Below are 17,484 nucleotides of genomic sequence, written 5' to 3' on the forward strand. Positions count from 1 at the left end.
AATGGGGTTCACTTTACAAAGGCAACAAGTGCTTTTTTACGTATTAGGGTAGATATGAGTAGGCACGTTATAATAGTATAAGTGCACGAAGGGTTAAAATTTTATAGATTGTAACTTCTGTAACAATGTTATTTTGGAATTTCGAGAAAATCTCCTAATATTAAATTAAGTATATGCACAAAGTAGGTGAAAAGTATGGGAGGATTTGGTTGTGAAGAACTTAATGAATTAACAATTGAAGATTATAATGATTTTTTTAATGGGACACCAAATCAAATTCCAAAAAAATAAGGTGGAAAATAATGCTGAATTTAAAAGATTTAAAAAAAGAGGATATTAACTATAATTGGAAAACAATATACATAGGTATAGAAGAGCGATTTTTTAATATCTCAGTTTTGACTGATTACGCAATTGAATTATTGGAAAAAGGAGAAGAAAGCCCCCTAATTAATAATTTAGCTTGGGATGTATCTGAAGACAACATATTTAATTTAATGTCAGAGATAAAAAAACAGTTTTTTTTCCTGATTTTGAAAAAGATAATCCAGAGTGGCAAAGAGAATATAGAAAATTAAGGTATGTCTATTTATCTAAAGTGAGAGGTAATACAAATGACAAACGTGAGCTATTAAATAAAATAGCTAGTTTTTATGATTCTTTTGGGTATCCAGAAGATATGGTATCTCTCATAAATTATATGCCTCAAAAATTATTTTCTACTCAAGAGAGTTTATTAGAAAACTTTAATACTTTTCTTGAAGAAGAAAGGATTTATCTCAAAAATTAATTTAACTATTTGGTTAGATTCTGAAGGTACATGTTAAGTTAGAAGCAGTTCAGAGATATACAAAGTCATTGACCTTTTGTGAGTTCCTTGTGCACTGACAAAAAATCATACCAAATAAAATAAATTAACAGTGATGTTAGAAAAATGAAGAGACTGTTGACTTATTTTATCGTGTTATATGTCGGAGAACTTATCTAAACAAGTTGAACTGGAAGATATAATAAATCTTCCAGTTTTTTTGTATCATCAATTTTATATCAACACAGTCTATTTGGGTACGTCTATCTGTTATTTTATTGAATAATATTTGTCCGTAATGTGAATGGGTTATAATTATCATTTTGATATATTAGGTAAATATTAGAGAGTATGCTGTGTATATCTTTTTTGATTTAAATGAAAAAATAGATATAATTAAAAGGAAAAATATGGAAAGGGAAATTACGACGCATTGTTTAAATTTTTAATCAAGTAACTGTATTTTCCCATGTAAACGTTAAAGCCTCCGTCACTGAAAAAGAATTATCCACAAAAGAAAGACTCATTGCGGCAGGCTGGACGCTTTTAAACTTTGTATCAATTGAAAAAGCCGCGAACCTTGCTGGAAAAGCAATTAAGTATGGCGGAAAAATTGTCATACGAGCAATAGAAAAAGGCGGAAAAGTTCTTCTTGATGGAGCGAAGAAAGTATCAAGAAAGCTACATGAAGGCGTATCTTTCTTGGTATCAAAGACAAAAGGGTTAAGTAATAAAATAGGGGATCTATGAAATAAAGGGAAGACAAAGGTTAAAAATGATTTTATAGAAGTTGGTAAGGAATTTCGTTATGCTATGAAAAAATTGGGAGAGTATGTGCCGGAATTTGGTGGAGGCCTTGCTTTTGAGACACAAGGTGCAGGCAAGATTCCTAGTGGAGGAAAGAACCTGCTGAAAGATGCGTATCAGAATGTGAAAGATACTGGTGAGAAGGATGTTGGTAATGGAGCTAACGGTTTAAAAATTCCTCAGGGATTAACAGAAGATCAGTTTTCCAATATGAGTAACTTATTAAAGAGGGAATCAGGAAACATAAGTGATGACATTTTTTGTACAAGGTAGTAGAGCAGGAGGAACTGCAAAATTAACATCAGATATTGATATAGGTGTCCGTGTAAGTAAAGAGCAATTTGAAGGACTTGTAAAAAAATATTTTGGAACTCCAAATCCAGGTTCTGTAAAAGAAAGAACTATGCTTCATGCTTTAGAGAGTGGAAAAATTCAAGCGGGTGAAGCTAAATTGAGAGGACTCTGAAAAGAAATAGAAAATCTATTAGGGATAGAAGCTGATGTATCTATAATTTTAGAGCGTGGAAAATTTGATAACCCACCATATATACCTATTAAATAAGGAGGAATATAGGTTGGAAGATTTATATTGTAAAGTTTTTATAAATACTATTCAATCAATTAAAGAGTTAACTGAAAAAATTTCTTTTTGTTTACATTTGGAACATGATAAATTTTTTTCTATAGAAGGTGATTATTTCAGTGTTGATGTTATAAAAAATAAAGAATTTGATGAAGAAAAATCGAAAGAATTTCCAGATGGCTTTCTTTACTTTCCATATTTTTTAGATATTGATACATCTGATTGTAATAAAAGCAGCGATTATAAAAAAGAAATCAGAAAATTACTTGTGTTTTTGTGGAAAGAGGGTTATCAAGTAGTTGCCTCATGTGATTTTGAAAATGAACTACCATATAAAGGTGGATATAATCAAGGAATAAAATATTAAAATTTATAATTGTAATTGCTTATTTTGCTAGATTCTGAGGGGATAGAAATGTAGATGGAAAATTAACTAAGTGGGAGTTGAATACTATGTTTGAAAGTATTGATTTTCGACCAGGTGAAGTAGCTTATGATGGTTTTGACCGAAGGATTTTAGAAGGATTTGATGAAGAAAGTGATTTATTGACAGATGATATGCTTTTAGTGAAGTATCCATTTAATTATGCAATTGACATAGGTTGGCACGGAGGTTTGAAAACATTTTTATTATATGTTACACAAAATTCCGATTGGGATGACCCTGTTGAAAAAAGGATATGTAGCGATTTAAATTCATTAAAAATAAATTTAATGGAGTGTATAAATAATATTAGAAGATTAGTTGATGAAGAAAAAACACTTCAAGATAGATAGTTCGATAATGTAGTTTGAATAGTATTAGAAAGCAGTCTTTCTCTGCAGCAGGTATATAGATATAGTTGTGGAGGGAAAGGGTTTAGAGAGTTTCGTGAAACTCCAAAGAGTAACTATGAATCAAAGTTAAAATTTGATTCGAAAAATGGATGATTTCCTGATGCAACTAAACAACCATAGGAGGAAAAAATGCTTAAAGATAAAATGAAGTCAATATTGAAAGAAAGAAAAATCAAGGCATTAAATGATGATTATGGAATTCAAGAATGCTGGAAAAAAATAACTGATACTTTGTCTGAAAATGAAAGTGAAACTATTCAATATTTAAAACAGTGTGATAAAGAGGACTTGTATTGGATTAGCGAAGTATTTGAGGATATATCTGAAATTTTACAGAGTCCTCAATTTATTACTTGTTTGAGGACTCTAGATAAAACGTTTCCGGAATTAGATTTGACTCATGATATTGATATAGCTGAAAGCTATTTAGTAAAAGAATAGTTTATTTCGAAACATTTAATGTGCCCTTTGATGGTGAGTATGGTAGAAAGTATAAGAGAGTTTATGGAATCCCAATTAAATAAATGTTTTTCGTTAGAATGAATCATATTTTGTTAATTAAAGATTACTATAGTGCAGCATTAGAACAAATTAAAAGATTAAAAGCTAAATGCATGTAACATGAATGTTTTCAAGACTCAATATTTATTCATAGTTAATTAAGCTATATTTGATTAAATTAGGAAAACAATGAAAGATCATCAATTAAAGAAAGGAAATGGGGCATATCATGAGAGAAATCAAGTGGTTATTTTCAGAAGAAATAGTAGATGAACAAATAATAAATAAAATAGAGAAATCGTTTGGAGTAAACTTTCCAAGCGATTATAAAGAATGTGTTAAAAAATATAATGGCGGATATCCAGAGCCAAATACTTTTGAATTTGTAACTGGGGGAGAAGGTGTAATAAATGATTTATTAAGTTTTACAAGTGAAGAAATGAATATAGGGATGTTTTACGATCCTATACAGCCTGAGATAGAGGGGATTATTCCTTTTGCGAAAGATCCTTTTGGAAATCTAATATGTTTTGACTATCGTGCGGATAAATTATCACCAACAATTGTATTTTGGGATCATGAGGAAGAAGGAGAAGCAGCTATAGAGCTTATTTGTCATACATTTTCAGAGCTATTAGATGGATTACATGATGATTAAAAATCTAATAAAGTCATAGAAAAAGTAAAGGGAATACATATGAATTTAGAATATACATGTATCTTCTAAAAAAGAACCTTCGTGGTAATATCGAAGGTTCTTTTTGCTAGAATAGTTATGATTCTTTCGCGGTGAATATTTGTTTGAAACGGTGCGGATTTCCCTTTTCTTCTCGATTTTTTTCTTTTGATAAAACACTTAAGAGCAGTGGGTTTGTAGAATAATTACTGTCTTTTTCTAATAGGTGTTTCATACCTGACACCATCATATACAGATCTAAAATAACAATGGTAAATAATAAAACAGGACCAAAAACTATCCCAAAAGGTTAACTTAGATAGTTTTAAACAATGTTAAGTGCATCCATATAACTAATACTTGTAAATATTTGTTGATTTGCCCAAACATAAGATTTGGGAAGTAGATAGAGCTTTACGTGCAGTTTACCTATAAAAAAATCTCTTTTTCGACAAAAAAATAATTATCTTGCTTGACAGTCGTAAATATAACCGATATAATTCGTAGTAATTTCAAAAGAAATTATATTCAGAATATTAGATTGCGTTGAATAGGAGTAGTAAGGTCATGTGTTTGTACAGAGAGCTATGGGTTGGTGTGACATAGTCAAATAACATCCTGAACTCGCCTAGGAGCAGTAAGGTGGAACAGAAGTCTAATTCTTAGTAAATCTTAACGGTTAACCTTCGATAACAGGTTTGTAATCAAACGATTACTGCTAAGGTGGATTCATAATGGAATCAATGAGAGTGGTACCGCGTTAAGTAAATGGCTTGGCGTCTCTTTATATAAAGAGATGCTGGGCCATTTTTTATTATATATAGGAAGAAATGGAGGTTTTATTTGGATTGGTCAATTATATTTATTTATTAATATAAAAGGATTTAATTAGGAGGAAAATAAGATGAAACAGACGGAGCAATGGACTTCGAAATTAGGTTTTATAATGGCCGCAGCAGGATCTGCAATTGGACTTGGAGCAATATGGAAATTTCCTTATATTGCTGGGAAGAGCGGTGGAGGAGCATTCTTTTTGATCTTTATATTGTTTACGGTATTAATAGGTCTTCCGTTATTGATAGCTGAATTTATGATAGGGCGCAGTACACAAAAACAAGCAGTTGGAGCATTTAAAAGTATCGCACCCAATACAGGTTGGCACTGGATTGGACGCCTTGGCGTTGGAACATGTTTTATTTTGTTATCGTTTTATAGTGTTGTTGGTGGCTGGGTATTAATCTATTTATTCAGAGGAATAACTGGACAATTGATTACACCGCAGCAAAATTATAGTTCTTTATTTACAGAAACAATTGGGGATCCTGTTTGGGCAATCACTGGACATTTTGCCTTTATGTTTATTACGATTTGGGTTGTATCAAAAGGTGTACAAAATGGAATTGAAAAAGCGAGTAAATATATGTTACCAGCATTGTTCGTTCTGTTTGTAGCTCTTATTGTTCGCTCTTTAACACTTGATGATGCGATGAAAGGGGTCAAATTCTTCTTACAGCCTGATTTCTCAAAAATCACATCAGAAAGTATTTTATTTGCAATGGGACAATCATTTTTTGCAATTAGTATAGGAATTTCAATCATGGTCACGTATAGTTCTTACTTAAATAAAAAAGAAAGTTTACCACGTTCAGCGGTAACGATTGTTGGACTGAACCTGTTTGTTTCTCTATTTGCAGGGCTTGCTATTTTTCCAGCAGTATTTTCACTAGGAATGGAGCCAACAGAAGGACCAGGATTGTTATTTATTGTATTACCATCTGTATTTAGTCAAATTCCATTTGGAAATGTCTTTTTAACAGTATTTCTTGCGCTATTTACATTTGCAACGCTAACATCTGCATTTTCTCTACTTGAAACAGTCGTTTCAGCACTAGCGAATGGACAGCAAGAAAGAAGAAAGAAATTGTCATGGATCATTGGATTTTTAATTTTCTTAATAGGTATCCCATCTGCACTTTCATTTGGTGTATGGAATGATATAACAATCTTCGGCAAAAATATTTTTGACGCGGTAGACTTTTTATCTAGTAATATATTAATGCCACTTGGAGCTTTATTCATTAGTATTTTCGTCTCATTTAAAATGGAGAAAAAGGTACTGGAAGCAGAATTTTTTATTGGCGGGAATTACAGGAAATCAGTATTTATTTGCTGGGTGTTTTTACTTCGATATGTTGCGCCAATTGCGATTGTCATTGTCTTTTTGAATGTGATTGGGATTATTTAAATAAAAATAATTGAATATTAAGAAAATATTTGGTGTATTTAAGGAAAAAAACCAACCGAATTATTAAAGAATGCGGTTGGTTTTTAGCCTGTATAAGTAAATCAATTTTATTTATTAAAAGTTATTTTCCCTTTAACATGATTTACTTTTATTTTATCGCTTTTTGCACCTAAGATGGTAACATGCTTTTCAATATTATTGATATCAGCTGAACCATCTCCAATTTTCGCTCTTATAGATCCTTTTATATCCGTAATAACAACTTTGCCGTTATTATTATCAAGATTAATGTCAGACTTTGTATGCGCAATATCTACATCTCCATCTCTATTTGTTACACTTACAGTTCCATTAACGTTGGAAATGTTAATATTACCGTTGACATTAAGTATATTAATATCTGATTCGAGGTTAGAGACTTTGATATCGCCGTCTCTATGATTTTCGTTAAATTCTACTTTTATGTTCTTAGGTAATGATAGTTTGACATCAACCCAAGTTTCACTATTGCTAAAAAATTGTCCATCAAAAGAAGTGTTTAAAGTTGCAATTCCATTTTTGGCTGAAAGATCTAGCTTTAATTTATCCATGCTAATACCTCTAGCTTTTGCAGTTATAGAAGCTTCTATTTTGTCTGATTTAGGATTTGTGGAAATATCAATATTACCATTTCGGTTATCTAGTTTTAACGTTTTAACATCAGTAGCAGGTAGCTCAAGTTGTTGTTCCTTTGTTTCAGTTTCGGAACTTGAACAACCAGTAAGAATTAAAGTTATTAACATACAGAAATAAATCAATCCTTTTTTCAATGTATTTCCTCCAGTCTTCAAAAAAAGTTTAAGCGACATCTTTTTTTACGAATATAGGGTATGCAATGCCATGCATGATGAATATATGAATTAAGATAAACAGTATAGAAAAAACGAAAGTCATACCTTCTACAGGAGGATTATCATATACGAAACTTGATAAATCCGTATGAGAGAAGATGAAATATTTTGTCCAACTGAAACCTTTTAATGAGATACTCATGACAAAACCCGAAATTGCTACTAAAAGAGAAAATACGATAGAGAATGTAGAACTTTTAAACGCCGCTGAAATCATAAATGCTAAAGTTGCAACAATAATTAAGTAAGGAATCTTAAATAATAAGCTGCCAATTAGTGCCTGAAGGATGCTTGTTTTTTGAACGACATGATCTTTGACAAATAAGTATTCACCATTTATTCCATCAAAGCCTAAAAGAATGCCACTAAATAGAATGGAAAGAAGAAACGTTATCATGATTAAGAAAAATCCAAATAATAACGTAGAAATATATTTAGAAAAATATATTTGTGTGCGAGTCGCGGTTCGTGTTAATAAAAATTTAATTGTACCGGATTGAAATTCACTTGCAACAATTTCACCAGCTATTATGAGTGTAAGAATGGAGATAGCTATTAAAAAGTTCGTACTTTGTCCAATTGTGAAGAACCATGCATTGTTTGTTGGTTTTATATTACTGTCGATGTAATAATTATTTAGTAGAAGTTTTTTTTCATTCTCCATTTTTTCAATAGGTAATTTTAGAGATTCTTTTTCAACTTGAAGCAATGCATTTTCTTCAATAAGAGATGTCTTCCAGTCATCCCCATAATTAACTTGACTGGAAAGCTTTACGTTTAGGAATTGAATGAAAATAAATACAACCATAACACCTACCATAATCCAAGTTCTTTTTCGTTTGAAAATTTTCATGTTTTCATTTTTTATTAGATTAATCATTGTGCACGCCATCTCCAGTCATTTCAATGAATTTGTCTTCTAAAGTTGTTTTCATGGTTTTAATGCCATAAACATTCACTCCATTTTTGGCTAATGTATCGCAAATTTCAGGTATATGTTCTTTACTTATTTTGATTGTAATGCCATTGTGACTTGTTATGATTTCTTCACCTATTACTAATTTTTGTAAGAGTGGGATTGCTAAATCTGTTCGGTCTACTTCAAATCGCACAGCTTGTATCTGTTCTTTTGTAATATCCTTTATATCATGTATACCAACTAGATTTCCTTTGTCTATAATAGCGATGCGATCACACATCATTTCCATTTCGGCCATTAGATGACTTGAAACAACAATTGCTACCTGTTCTTCTGTAGCTAGTTGTTTTAAATGAAACCTTAAATCTCTAATTCCTTGAGGGTCCAGTCCATTTGTAGGTTCATCTAAAATGAGAAGGGCAGGTTTGTGTACAAAAGCAATTGCAAGAGCAAGCCGCTGTTTCATTCCTAAAGAATAAGTGGAAACTTTATTATGAATACTTTTTTCTAACCCAACTAAAGAAACAACTACATCCAAACGTTCTTTTGGAATATTAGGTGTCATTCTAGAAAAGTGAAGGAGGTTATCATAGCCAGATAAAAATTTGTATAAATCAGGATTCTCAACAATCACCCCAACATCTTTCATAGCTTCTTTGAAGTCTTTGCTTGTGTCTTTTTTATTAATTGTGACTGTTCCACTTGTTTTAGAGATTAAGCCAACAATCATTTTAATTGTGGTTGTTTTTCCAGCACCATTGGGGCCTAGAAGACCAAGAATTTCTCCTTTTTGAGCATCAAATGATATTCGATTAACGAGTGTCCGCCTTCCAATTTTCTTAGTTAAGTTTTGTACATTTAAAATACACATATTTTGTTCACTCCCTTAATATTAGTGATGTGTTTCGGTTACAAACATAGCAAAAAGAATGTAATATAAGGCAGTGACAAAGTGTCATAACCTTGCTATGATGAAAATGAAAAAATAGGAAATATAGGGAAAAGGTATAATGTTCATTTGGATAGGAGGCATATGAAAGTTGAATGACATAAAAAATAAGTTAATTTGGCAGGAATGGGTAATGATACTCGTTCGGATTACTTGGATTGTTGCAATTGTTACTTTGACATATCAAGATAACCCAAACTTTCCACTTGAGATTGTTTTTATAAGTACAGTTTTGTCTTATGTCATACCTGTCATGTTATATAAATTACGAAGTGAATTATATGTAGTAACAGAAATTATCTTAGTGGGGGGACTTTCGCTTTATTTTGCTTATACGTATCATTTGGCTCAATTTTTATCCCCTGCAATTTTAACGCTTGCATTTTTTTGCCGTGGAAAACTAAATTTTTATACATTACCTGCAATGATAATTATCTGTGTATTGGGGGTTTTCTTTAATTTTGGGTTTGATCGTAATAAGCTGCTTCTAAGTATATTTGATGTTCTCTTTATATATGGCATAGGTCATTTGCTACAAAGAGTTGTTTATTCTATGGATGCCATAAAGCAAAAATTAAATTTGATCAAGGATAAGAATGCAATTTTAGAACAATATTCTTCCCAGGTAGAAAGAATAACTCTGCTTGAGGAAAGGGATAGAATGGCAAGAGAATTACATGATACGATAGGCTATAAATTTACTTCGGTTATATTGAGTATGGAAACATTACGACCACATCTAGCAACCAAGGAGGGGGAGGAAAAATTACAAGAAATATTAGATATATCAAGATCTGTATTAGATAATATTCGAAGACAGGTTCACGAAATGGATCCACAAGAAGAATCAAATTTAGATGTGTCTTTATTGAACTTAATAGAGGAGTTTAAAAGTAATACAAATGTTCATGTTGTTTTCCGTACGGTTGGAGAATATTATCCAATGGCTAAAAAACTAAAGAGAACTTTCTGTCGGTGTTTACAAGAGGCAATGACAAATGCAACAAGACATGGGGGAGCTGAAAAGATACAAGTTCTTTTACAATATCATAAAAATTATGTGATGCTTCAAATACAAGATAACGGTATAGGCATGGAAGTTATGCAGGAGGGCTTTGGTTTATCGGGAATGAGAGAACGCCTAAGTGAATATCATGGGAATTTGAGTATTGATTCGACTAAGGATACAGGGACAATTGTGAGTTGTTTGATTCCGACCTTACATAAAGAAGAATCATCTGCCCAAGATAAGATTCATATATTAATAGTAGATGATCAACCTATTATTTCAGATAGTTTAGAACTTTTATTGGATAAATACAGTTTTCGCGTATCGGTTGCGAATAGTGGGGTACAAGCCTTAAAACAATGTGAAGAAAGGCAGCCAAATATTGTTCTTATGGATATACAAATGCCTGAGATGAATGGGATTACAACAATGAAGAAAATCAAGCATAGGTGGCCAGATACTAAAATAATTATGATCACAACTTTTGAGGATACTTCTAGTGTTTCTGAAGCGATTGAAGCGGGAGCAGAGGGGTATGTACTTAAATCTGTTCAACCAGAAGAGTTAGTAGCGGCTATTCGATTAGTACATTCAGGTGGGACAATGCTATCTCAGGATGTGGCAACTCGCTTTTTTAAAGAATATAGTCCAATACCGAAAAAGCCTCCTTATGAATTGACTCCACGTGAAATGGATGTATTAGGATGTCTTAAAGAAGGACTTCGTTATAAAGAGATTGCAGCAAAGTTGTTTTTATCTGAAGGTACTGTAAGAAATTATGCTTCTTCTATTTATATGAAACTTCAAGTCTCAGGAAGAGGAGAGGCGGTGAAAAAAGCGGTGGATGAAGCTTTTTTATAAAAACGTAAAATCCAATTGGTACTATTTAAATTGAATGTAGCGTTTTTAAACGGAGGATAGAAAGATGTATTGTTATATTACAGATACATAACGTGTACGAATTCGTGGCCCTCCTAATCGTATATGAGATCAAAAGATGAAAAATTGGAGGACAAAGAGATCAAACAAGAAAAGGAAGTATTATTACAAGGCAAAATGATGAAAGTACGTGGGAAAAAGCTATATGTGGAGACGTATGGATCAGGAGAAAATCATCCTGTATTGTATCTTCATGGAGGTCCTGGTGAGATGTGTTTTGATTTCACCTACCATCAAGCACATAGATTACAAGATACTTTTCGGCTTATTGCCATTGATCAACGTGGGGTAGGACGTTCGGATGAAATTGGGAAGCAAGAGCAGTTTGGATTGCAGGATCTTATCGAAGATTGTGAAGAGTTAAGGAAGATGTTACGAATTGAAAGATGGTCTGTTATTGGGCATTCCTTTGGTGGTTTTCTAGCGTTGTTATATGCAACAATGTATCCACAATCTATTCAAAAGATTATCTTTGAAGGCCCTACTTTTGATTTTGCATTAACAAGTAGAGCTTTATTGAAAAGGACAGGAGTTTTACTAAAGAAGTATGGAAAAGAAAAGCAAGGGAATGAATGTATGGCTATTGCAGAAAGTAATGCTAGTTCAGTAGAATTACTAGAAGCTTATTCGAAATTAAGCGATGAATTAGGGGATAAAAGAATGGAAATTTATAATTATGTCGAGGATGAAACGGATTATAGCTTATATAGTGAAGAAGAATGGGAAGAGTTTTATGATCGTTCCGAAATTCATTTTACAAGATTGAAAGGGGAAGGGGAAATTTATCAATCGATATTATCAAAATTAAAAGATGTGGAGAACCCGATGTTGCTCATCATAGGAAAACACGATGTGGTAATGTGTGAAGAACAAATTAAAACGTTCAAAAGAGACGTACAAAGTGGTAAAGTCATAGTTTTTGAAGAATGTGGTCATACACCGCATTATGAAGCGGCAGATCGATTCGCAGAAACTGTCATTGATTTTTTGAAGTGAATTAGGAAAAGGTGCTTCCTAAAAATGAGAAGCACCTTTTTTCTTTATGTTTAAATTTCAGGATGGAAGATTGTAATGTTAGGCCATTTACTCTGCCAATTCTTTTTTTGTAATCTCGTTTCATACATATTTGTGAGCTCTTTCGTTTCGAGGAAATGAGGTGTTGGCTTCACTTGCAGTGTGAGAACGTCTTCTATTCCGCAAGGGGCAGTTAGCACCACATTATCTTGTTCATCTAATGTGACTCCAAGAGCAGTCGCTGTTTCTGAGAATTTAGAAATGGCATCGACTGAAGATAAATAAGGGGGCATGTTATTGACTACATGCATGCGAGCTTGATTTTTCACGGACCACGGAATTGTAGAATCTATATGTTTAAGCCTATTTTCTAATTTTTTTTCGGTGGATTCACTAATATGTAATGGGTCAAAATAGATGATATCTATGTCTGGCGTTGGCGTTCTTACGTCATATCCATGAAGAACATCCCAAATTTTAGAACGAACAAATCCAGCGCAAACCCACCAATCAGGAAGTTGTAGGGTTTTTGCGGTCTGTAATATTTTCATCATCCAAGTATCGTTTTGTATGAGTTTAATAATATCCTGCTCTGTTTTAATATACATACATTTCTCTCCTTATTAAATATACTCTTCATTAAGTATTGCTTCTGTTAATCGAGCTGCCATAATGAGAAGCATCATTCACTGCGTAAGTTTAATAATCCATAAAATCCAATATGCACCAGGTACAAATATGAGCTGTGCTAATAATGTACCAAGAAATCTTGAAATCATAAGCCAACCAAACATCTTACTCATTGTATCAGCACCATTTTCTGATTGAAGCGCTCGCTCTGTTAAAAGGGCAATACGTGGATCTAGCAACACAGTTAATAAGATTGTAGCAAATCCATTAATAAGGCCAGAAGCCGTGATTGCTTTCGTTGCATAAGCCGGATTTAAATAAGAAGCATATAAGGCGGAAAGGACCCCCGCAGTATAAATTGCGGTTGCAAACATATTAATTAACATAATTCGTTTTGGAATGCCGCCCACTCGCATACGGTGGATCATTTCGAATTTTGGAAATCTAACATATTTTTTTGTATACTTCAATTTTTGCACATTGTTTGTTTTCATCATTCGAATGAATGAACCATCTGTTTCGAAGCGCTGAATTACATATCCAAAGAGTTTTGTTAAAGTTGGATATAGAATGATTGCGAGCAGTGTACCGATAGAAGCGGATAATAAAACAAGGCGCATTGTACTTTCTAAATTAATTGAAGCGCCACTCTTCGCTTGATCGATAATGCCACCAAGTAAAAAAGCTTGTAGCAAGTTGGATGTTCGTGAAATAAGTAATACCATTCCAACTACAGATAATGCAACGGCAATTTTCTTTAAACGAACACCTGCAAGCCGAATGCTATAAGAACTTGTTTCGACTGCATGGATGATAATCGTGAAAGTCATTATAAAAATTAATGTTGTCATCATTTTTGGTCACCATGTTTCTATGAAATTATGCTCATCATACAACAGAACGATATCTACCTTTGAGTTGAGTAATAACGTGCACGAAAAAATAAAAGTTCAAAACGAATGAATATTTTGATAATATAGAAAGGATGGTGATTTGTCAATTAGGGGTGGAGAATTATGTATACAACTTTTCTATTTGATTTAGATGGAACATTAACAGATCCGAAAGAAGGAATTGTAAATTCGGTTTTATATGCATTGCGAAAAATGGGAATAGAAGAACTGAATCAGAAAGAGCTAGATTCTTTCATTGGTCCACCAATTCAGCATTCGTTTGCAGGTAGATACAGAATGGACGAAAAGCAAGTAGAGCAAGCTGTTACTTATTTTCGTGAATATCTAAAGCGAAGCGGCCTACTTGAGAATTGTGTATATGAGAGGATTCCGTATATTTTACAAGAATTAAAAGATGAAGAGAAACGATTATTTGTTGCAACTTCCAAGCCTACTGTATTTGCAAAACAAGTGTTAGAACACTTTAATTTGATTCATTTCTTTGAAGAAATAGTAGGTAGTAATTTAGATGGAACCCGAATCAAGAAAGATGAAATTATTGAATATATTTTGCATACCAATCCAGAGCTGCAAAGAGAAGAGGTAGTAATGATTGGGGATAGAAAGCATGACATGATAGGAGCGAATTGTAATGGAATTGATTCTATCGGTGTATTGTATGGATATGGGAGTGAAAAAGAATTACAAGAAGCAGGAGCGACGCATATTGTGAAACATGTCGAAGAGTTGCGAAGCTTTTGTGCAAAAGACAAAAGTTTTAAAATATAAAACAAAAAGGAAAATCCCTTTATAACGAGCGATAGTTAAATTGTTTTCGTTTAAAGGGATTTTTTATATGTAATAGAATAGTAATAAATATGCTATTTTAATCATAAAAATTTTGTTGGAAAAGGGGGAGGAATGTTAGGGTTTGGAGTGTTATAAAAACGATATTTTGTAATACATAGAAAAAATCTAGGGTGAAAGGATTGAATTTTCAATTAAATAGAGGTGAGAGAAGTGGAACTAGTTATTATTTTATTAGCACTTAGTTTACTTATGTTTGTTGCCTATAGGGGATTTTCAGTTATTTTATTTGCACCAATTTTTGCTCTATTTGCAGTATTCTTAACGGAACCTAGTTTTGTACTACCTTTCTTTTCAAATATTTTTATGGAGAAAATGGTAGGATTTATTAAATTATATTTTCCAGTTTTCTTACTTGGTGCAATTTTTGGTAAAGTAGTAGAAATGTCTGGAATTGCAGATTCCATTGCTAAGACAATTATTGAGATAGTGGGTGAAAAACGGACCATTTTGGCTATCGTTTTAATGGGGGCTGTTTTAACTTATAGCGGTGTCAGTGTTTATGTTGTTGTATTTGCAGTATATCCATTTGCTGCAAAACTGTTTCGTCAAGCGAATATTCCGAAGCGCTTAATACCTGGAACAATCGTTCTTGGAGCTGTCACATTTACAATGGATGCACTCCCAGGATCACCGCAAATTCAAAATGTAATCCCGACAACATTTTTTAAAACAGATATTTATGCAGCGCCAATACTTGGTATTATTGGGGCTATTTTTGTCTTAACGTTAGGATCGATCTATTTAGAGAGTAGACGTAAGAAGGCGAAAGCAGCTGGAGAAGGCTATTTTGGTTTTGAAGATGGGGGTTCTGAAATGGCTGCATCACTAGAGTTAGAGCAAAAGAATCATACTGCTCTTCAAAGTATTGAAATTTCGAGATTACAGCAAGTCGTAGCATTTATACCACTTATTTTGGTAGGGGTTATGAATAAGGTTTTTACAATCACAATACCGAAGTGGTATCCAAATGGTTTTGATTTTTCTTCAATTGGAATGAAAGCGTTTGGTAAGGTAGAGCTAAGTGCAGTACTTGGTATTTGGTCGGTAGAATTAGCACTTATCATTGGAATTATAACAACGCTATTATTATATTGGAAGCGTGTGGTGACAGGGTTCCAAGCAGGACTGAATACAAGTATTGGAGGAGCGTTGCTGGCAACAATGAATACAGGAGCGGAATTTGGTTTTGGTGGTGTGATTGCAGCGCTTCCAGGGTTTGCGATTATGCGAGATAGCATTTCTGCAACGTTTACGAATCCACTCGTGAATGGAGCGGTAACAACAAATATTCTTGCTGGTATTACAGGTTCGGCTTCAGGAGGCATGGGAATTGTTTTAAGTGCTATGGGTGATAAATTTATTGCAGCGGCAGAACAATATCATATTCCGCTTGAAGTTATGCATCGTATTGTCTCTATGGCATCCGGAGGAATGGATACACTGCCACATAATGGGGCAATTATTACAATCCTTACTGTTACAGGATTGACACATAAACAATCGTATCGTGATATATTTGCTGTGACAATATTGAAAACGATTGCTGTATTTTTAGTAATTGCTGTTTATACATTTACAGGAATTTACTAATAAAATTATTAGTCTGGGAGGAAATAATAAAGCGAAGTAGAATATTAAATTTGATAATTTATGTAGTAGAAGGTTCACATTATAAAATATTTAGTAGGGAAAGAAGGGGTGGGTTACTTGCAAGAAATCGCAGAATTTCGTATGCCAAAGAACGTTTTATATGGGAGAAATTCACTAGATAAATTAGGAGAACAAGCAATTAAGCTAGGAAAAAGAGCTTTCATTATCAGTGATTCTATTATGAAAAAGCTTGGCTATATTGATGCGTGCGTGAAACTACTAAAAGCAAAAAAAATAGATGTTATTACCTATGAAAATGTAAATGCCGAACCAACAAATATTCATGTTTCGGAAGCGTTAACGATATGTGCAGAGTCAAAATGTGATTTGGTTATTGGACTTGGTGGAGGAAGTTGTATTGATGCAGCAAAGGCTGTAGCAGTTCTGTTTGCAAATGGGGGAGAGATTGAAGATTATGTTCAAAATCAAGTAGAAATAGAAAAGCAAGCCTTACCTCTTATTGCAATTCCAACAACATCTGGTACAGGCTCAGAAGTTACAAGTGTTGCTGTGATTACAAATACAAAAACAGATGTCAAAATGATGATTAAGCACACAAATTTCACACCACAAATAGCGATTATCGATCCTTTATTGACACGTTCTGTTCCGCAGAATATTACTGCAGCAACAGGTATTGATGCACTATGTCATGCAATTGAAGCATATCTTTCTAGATTTTCACAGCCGCTTACAGATGTATTAGCACTTGCGGCAATTGGAACGATTATGAAACATTTGCGGATTGCTTATGAAAATGGGACAAATATAGAAGCACGAGAAGCAATGATGATTGCTTCCTTACAAGCTGGCATTGCCTTTTCAAATGCGTCGGTCACTTTAGTTCATGGAATGTCACGTCCAATCGGAGCACTATTTCATGTACCCCATGGGATATCAAATGCGATGTTATTACCAGCAGTTTTAGATTTCACAAAGGTTTGTTGCGTCAAGCGACTTGCAGATATCGGACGGTACATCAATCCAGATTTACATTTACTTCCTGACGAAGAGGTTGCTAATCATGCGATTTTTGAAATAAAGAAACTTTGTTTGGATCTACGTATCCCGAATCTTAAAGAGTATGGAATTGATCAGGTTGAATTTGAAAATGCTCTTTCAAAAATGGCGAAAGATGCACTAGCTAGTGGAAGTCCGAGTAACAATCCACGCATTCCTTCTTATCATGAGGTGAAAAAATTATATCGTATATGTTTTGACTATCAATATGAAACTTCCGTGAGTGTATAGTGAAAATTCTGAA

The 17,484-nt window shown here is 33.2% G+C and carries 21 protein-coding genes and 1 other annotated feature; of the genes, 14 read left to right on the forward strand and 7 right to left on the reverse strand.

Annotated features, from left to right (window positions below; translation table 11 throughout):
* Positions 1-302 precede the first annotated feature (302 nt).
* Positions 303-578: a DUF2247 family protein gene (locus tag CN288_RS13885; protein WP_098302482.1), complete on the forward strand. Its 276-nt coding sequence runs from the start codon at positions 303-305 to the stop codon at positions 576-578.
* 20 nt (positions 579-598) lie between these two features.
* Positions 599-790, forward strand: a complete 192-nt coding sequence (locus CN288_RS13890; RefSeq protein WP_098302483.1) for a DUF2247 family protein — start codon at positions 599-601, stop codon at positions 788-790.
* 467 nt (positions 791-1,257) lie between these two features.
* Here CN288_RS13890 and CN288_RS28790 read toward each other — a convergent pair whose 3' ends face one another.
* Positions 1,258-1,428 carry a hypothetical protein gene (locus tag CN288_RS28790; protein WP_176527675.1) on the reverse strand — a complete coding sequence of 57 codons (171 nt, stop codon included), beginning with the start codon at positions 1,426-1,428 and terminating at the stop codon, positions 1,258-1,260.
* A gap of 193 nt (positions 1,429-1,621) precedes the next feature.
* On the opposite strand from CN288_RS28790, the gene CN288_RS13895 reads away from it, so the two are divergent.
* The 6 genes from CN288_RS13895 (at position 1,622) to CN288_RS13920 (ending at position 4,194) form a co-directional block, all read left to right on the forward strand.
* Positions 1,622-1,888, forward strand: coding sequence for a hypothetical protein (locus tag CN288_RS13895; RefSeq protein ID WP_026593051.1), 267 nt, complete (start codon positions 1,622-1,624; stop codon positions 1,886-1,888).
* Positions 1,866-2,081 carry a nucleotidyltransferase domain-containing protein gene (locus CN288_RS13900; protein WP_090689061.1) on the forward strand — a complete coding sequence of 72 codons (216 nt, stop codon included), beginning with the start codon at positions 1,866-1,868 and terminating at the stop codon, positions 2,079-2,081. The genes CN288_RS13895 and CN288_RS13900 overlap by 23 nt, the downstream gene beginning before the upstream one ends.
* 109 nt (positions 2,082-2,190) lie before the next feature.
* Positions 2,191-2,565 carry a hypothetical protein gene (locus tag CN288_RS13905; protein ID WP_026593049.1) on the forward strand — a complete coding sequence of 125 codons (375 nt, stop codon included), beginning with the start codon at positions 2,191-2,193 and terminating at the stop codon, positions 2,563-2,565.
* Positions 2,566-2,651: 86 nt separating this feature from the next.
* Positions 2,652-2,975: a hypothetical protein gene (locus CN288_RS13910; protein WP_098302484.1), complete on the forward strand. Its 324-nt coding sequence runs from the start codon at positions 2,652-2,654 to the stop codon at positions 2,973-2,975.
* Between the two features lie 189 nt (positions 2,976-3,164).
* Entirely contained in the window at positions 3,165-3,476 is a 312-nt protein-coding gene (locus CN288_RS13915; RefSeq protein ID WP_026593047.1) for a hypothetical protein, read from the forward strand.
* A gap of 289 nt (positions 3,477-3,765) precedes the next feature.
* Positions 3,766-4,194 (forward strand): SMI1/KNR4 family protein, encoded by a 429-nt coding sequence (locus tag CN288_RS13920; protein WP_098302485.1) that lies wholly within the window; start codon positions 3,766-3,768, stop codon positions 4,192-4,194.
* 115 nt (positions 4,195-4,309) lie between these two features.
* On the opposite strand, the gene CN288_RS28795 is transcribed toward CN288_RS13920, so the two are convergent.
* Positions 4,310-4,447, reverse strand: a complete 138-nt coding sequence (locus tag CN288_RS28795; protein WP_176527676.1) for a hypothetical protein — start codon at positions 4,445-4,447, stop codon at positions 4,310-4,312.
* A gap of 302 nt (positions 4,448-4,749) precedes the next feature.
* Positions 4,750-4,999 (forward strand) — a binding site (T-box leader).
* A gap of 117 nt (positions 5,000-5,116) precedes the next feature.
* Between CN288_RS28795 and CN288_RS13925 the strand changes: the two genes are divergently transcribed.
* The gene (locus tag CN288_RS13925; protein ID WP_098302486.1) at positions 5,117-6,457 is read left to right on the forward strand and encodes a sodium-dependent transporter; all 1,341 of its coding nucleotides are present in this window, start codon (positions 5,117-5,119) and stop codon (positions 6,455-6,457) included.
* A gap of 107 nt (positions 6,458-6,564) precedes the next feature.
* On the opposite strand, the gene CN288_RS13930 is transcribed toward CN288_RS13925, so the two are convergent.
* Genes CN288_RS13930 through CN288_RS13940 form a run of 3 tightly spaced genes read right to left on the reverse strand, consistent with a single transcriptional unit; the run spans position 6,565 to position 9,137 of the window.
* Complete coding sequence (locus CN288_RS13930) at positions 6,565-7,266, reverse strand: DUF4097 family beta strand repeat-containing protein (RefSeq protein WP_090689076.1); 702 nt, start codon at positions 7,264-7,266, stop codon at positions 6,565-6,567.
* A 28-nt stretch (positions 7,267-7,294) separates the two neighbouring features.
* Positions 7,295-8,227: an ABC transporter permease gene (locus CN288_RS13935; RefSeq protein WP_026594270.1), complete on the reverse strand. Its 933-nt coding sequence runs from the start codon at positions 8,225-8,227 to the stop codon at positions 7,295-7,297.
* The gene (locus CN288_RS13940) at positions 8,220-9,137 is read right to left on the reverse strand and encodes an ABC transporter ATP-binding protein (protein ID WP_098302487.1); all 918 of its coding nucleotides are present in this window, start codon (positions 9,135-9,137) and stop codon (positions 8,220-8,222) included. The genes CN288_RS13935 and CN288_RS13940 overlap by 8 nt, the downstream gene beginning before the upstream one ends.
* A gap of 211 nt (positions 9,138-9,348) precedes the next feature.
* On the opposite strand from CN288_RS13940, the gene CN288_RS13945 reads away from it, so the two are divergent.
* Together CN288_RS13945 and CN288_RS13950 are read left to right on the forward strand one after the other, a co-directional pair.
* Positions 9,349-11,085, forward strand: coding sequence for a response regulator (locus CN288_RS13945; protein ID WP_441296559.1), 1,737 nt, complete (start codon positions 9,349-9,351; stop codon positions 11,083-11,085).
* 198 nt (positions 11,086-11,283) lie between these two features.
* Positions 11,284-12,159 carry an alpha/beta fold hydrolase gene (locus CN288_RS13950; protein WP_176527678.1) on the forward strand — a complete coding sequence of 292 codons (876 nt, stop codon included), beginning with the start codon at positions 11,284-11,286 and terminating at the stop codon, positions 12,157-12,159.
* Positions 12,160-12,209: 50 nt separating this feature from the next.
* Here the strand turns inward: CN288_RS13950 and CN288_RS13955 are convergent, their stop codons facing one another.
* Both CN288_RS13955 and CN288_RS13960 read right to left on the reverse strand, forming a co-directional pair.
* Positions 12,210-12,785, reverse strand: a complete 576-nt coding sequence (locus tag CN288_RS13955) for a nucleotidyltransferase family protein (RefSeq protein ID WP_026594274.1) — start codon at positions 12,783-12,785, stop codon at positions 12,210-12,212.
* Positions 12,786-12,863: 78 nt separating this feature from the next.
* Positions 12,864-13,661: a lipid II flippase Amj family protein gene (locus tag CN288_RS13960; RefSeq protein WP_026594275.1), complete on the reverse strand. Its 798-nt coding sequence runs from the start codon at positions 13,659-13,661 to the stop codon at positions 12,864-12,866.
* Positions 13,662-13,823: 162 nt separating this feature from the next.
* On the opposite strand from CN288_RS13960, the gene CN288_RS13965 reads away from it, so the two are divergent.
* The 3 genes from CN288_RS13965 (at position 13,824) to CN288_RS13975 (ending at position 17,471) form a co-directional block, all read left to right on the forward strand.
* Positions 13,824-14,489, forward strand: coding sequence for an HAD family hydrolase (locus CN288_RS13965; RefSeq protein WP_098302489.1), 666 nt, complete (start codon positions 13,824-13,826; stop codon positions 14,487-14,489).
* A gap of 231 nt (positions 14,490-14,720) precedes the next feature.
* Entirely contained in the window at positions 14,721-16,160 is a 1,440-nt protein-coding gene (locus CN288_RS13970) for a GntP family permease (RefSeq protein WP_098302490.1), read from the forward strand.
* Between the two features lie 108 nt (positions 16,161-16,268).
* Positions 16,269-17,471 (forward strand): iron-containing alcohol dehydrogenase, encoded by a 1,203-nt coding sequence (locus CN288_RS13975; RefSeq protein ID WP_098302491.1) that lies wholly within the window; start codon positions 16,269-16,271, stop codon positions 17,469-17,471.
* The last annotated feature ends 13 nt before the right edge of the window (positions 17,472-17,484 follow it).

Source organism: Bacillus sp. AFS023182, from assembly GCF_002560575.1.
Taxonomy (GTDB): Bacteria; Bacillota; Bacilli; order Bacillales; family Bacillaceae_G; genus Bacillus_A; species Bacillus_A arachidis.